This window comes from Sphingobacterium sp. T2 (genome assembly GCF_000814685.1).
Taxonomy (GTDB): Bacteria; Bacteroidota; Bacteroidia; order Sphingobacteriales; family Sphingobacteriaceae; genus Sphingobacterium; species Sphingobacterium thermophilum.
The window spans coordinates 1-2455 of sequence record NZ_JXAC01000261.1 but is presented as its reverse complement, the minus strand read 5'-3'; the positions used below and the strand labels follow the sequence as shown (position 1 = coordinate 2455).

The following is a 2455-nucleotide window of genomic DNA, read 5'->3' as shown; positions in this document are numbered from 1 at the left end:
TACCTTTTTAATTTTATCCGCCTCTTGGGTAAAATTCTTTAAATCAATCTGACGCAATATAATGCCGGATCGTTTCAATCTTTCTTCCAGCTTATCCAATAGCATCACCGACCGAAGGTTTGCATTTTCCGAACGCACCAGATAAGCTCTTAAATCAACCTGCTTTGTAAATCCGTAATTGTCTACCAGCTCATTATAATACGGTCGGTTATAAGGCATCATAGCCATCGGTGGCAGGTCAAACCCTTCGATCAACATGCCGCAAGTTTCGTTGGTAGAAGGATTTACGGGACCAAAAATCTTGTTTCCTCCTTTGGATTTCACCCACTCGACCGCTGTGTCAAACAATTTGTCGGCTACTTCCTGATCATTGATACAGTCGAAAAAACCGAATTGCCCTTCCGAAACATTGTAATACTGATTATATACATTGTTCCAGATAGCGGCGATACGTCCTACAATCTTCTTGTCCTTGTATGCCAGAAAAAGCTGAGCCGACGAATTCTTATAAAAAGGGTGTTTGTCTGGATTCAACAAATCATCTTGCGCCATGAAAAGCTCAGGCACATAATTTGGATCCCCCATATACAAATCATGCGGAAAATCAATGAATTCCGCACGTTGTTTTTTTGTTGTTACAGGTATGATATTAATCATTTCCTTTTATTTTTGGATCTTTCATTATCCAACAAAAGACTCTACTTCTGCTGTTTTGAAGATTTTAGCCATCTTTTCAACAGCCTCTTCAATTTGGTCGAATGTATGGGTAGCCATCAATGAGAATCGAATCAACGACTCTTCGGCAGGAACTGCCGGTGCCACCACAGGATTTACGAATACACCATTATCTTGAAGTGCTTTAGTCACATAGTACGTCTTATCGTTGTTACGAACGAAGATCGGAAGAATAGGACTTTCGGTATGTCCCAGATCGAAGCCATTATCCAACAACAATTTCTTCGCGTAGTTTGTATTTGCCCAAAGTTTTTCGATATGTTCAGGCTCTGATTGGATGATCTCTAAAGCTTTCAGCGTAGAGGCTACAGAAGCTGGAGTCATACTTGCCGAGAACATCAAAGAACGGGCTCTATGTTTAAGGTACTCTATAGTATCTTTATCCGCAGCTATAAAACCTCCTAAAGAGGCAAGGGACTTACTGAAAGTACCCATGATCAAGTCTACTTTGTTTTTCAGACCGAAATGGCTTTCAGTACCGGCACCTCGCTCACCGATAACACCCAAACTGTGGGCATCATCACACATCACAGCAGCATCAAACTCTTCGGCCACTTTCACCAGCTCTGGAAGTTTTACAATATCACCTTCCATACTGAAAATACCGTCGGTAGCGATAAGCTTGAAACTCTCTTCCGGAAGACGAGACAGCTTAGCTCTTAGGTCTTCCATATCATTGTGGGCATACTTGATAACTTTCGAAAATGAAAGTCTACTCCCATCTATGATTGAAGCATGATTACGCTCATCCAACAAGATATAGTCATTACGACCAGTGATACATGACAAAGGACCTAAATTAGATTGAAAACCCGATACTGAAAAGAACCGCCGCTTCCTTCCCTACATAGTCTGCTAATTTTTCCTCTAATTCAACATGAATATCTAAAGTTCCGTTCAAAAATCTAGAACCTGCACAACCGGTACCATATTTTGCTAATGCATCTTGAGCGGCCTTGATAATACGAGGGTCTGTGGTAAGACCTAAATACGAGTTAGAGCCAAACATCAACACCCGCTTTCCATCAATCATCACTTCGGTATCTTGCTTAGATTGGATAGGTCTAAAATAGGCATACAATCCGTTTGCTTTTATAGGCTCTAGTTGTTCTTGAAGAAACTTAGACGTTCTTTCACTTAACTTTCCCTTGCTCATGCTATAGATATTTCTATTAATGCGATTTTAATTTACTTTTTGACTAAAATCCAATATTCGTCAAAAGTACAGCTTAATATCGTCTTAGTATCAAGAGATAATAAACTTTTACTTTATTATAACATTCTTACAAAGACCGATACACCACCGACTTATGATGAGTATAGAACTTCTATCAAAACGTGCAAACTTACAAAACTTTGGCCGATTATTTACAATTTTCTAATCTTATAAATATCATAAAGTTAAATTATTGTTAATATACTAACAAGATTATCCAAATAAAAATGAATATTTTATTTTAGTAAATTTGCAACCTAACGAACATTAACATGGCTATATCATCACAAGTCAAACAATAAAAAATAAAAGAGCATCATTTGATTACCACCTGCTAGACAGGTATGTGGCGGGCATTCAGCTTCTGGCACGGAGATCAATCTATCCGAGAGGGGAAAGCCAATATTAACGATAGTTYMTGTACTTTCTTCGAAGACGGGCTTTACATCCGTAATATGCATATAGCGGAATATTCGCATGGCTCCTTTACAATCATGAAGCCAA

3 protein-coding genes and 1 pseudogene are annotated in these 2455 nt (G+C 38.7%); 1 reads left to right on the top strand and 3 read right to left on the bottom strand.

Annotated features, from left to right (window positions below):
* The 3 genes and pseudogenes from SD31_RS13770 to SD31_RS20420 form a co-directional block, all read right to left on the bottom strand.
* A pseudogene (locus SD31_RS13770) lies at window positions 1–657 on the bottom strand (hypothetical protein); the annotation flags it as partial.
* Between the two features lie 24 nt (window positions 658–681).
* Window positions 682–1524, bottom strand: a complete 843-nt coding sequence (locus SD31_RS13765; protein WP_262506654.1) for an aminotransferase class I/II-fold pyridoxal phosphate-dependent enzyme — start codon at window positions 1522–1524, stop codon at window positions 682–684.
* 10 nt (window positions 1525–1534) lie between these two features.
* A complete protein-coding gene (locus tag SD31_RS20420; protein WP_262506653.1) occupies window positions 1535–1891 on the bottom strand; it encodes an aminotransferase class I/II-fold pyridoxal phosphate-dependent enzyme in 357 nt (118 codons plus the stop codon).
* 404 nt (window positions 1892–2295) lie between these two features.
* Between SD31_RS20420 and SD31_RS21445 the strand changes: the two genes are divergently transcribed.
* The coding region (locus SD31_RS21445) for an SsrA-binding protein (protein ID WP_410528274.1) at window positions 2296–2455 on the top strand (160 nt) is incomplete at its 3' end.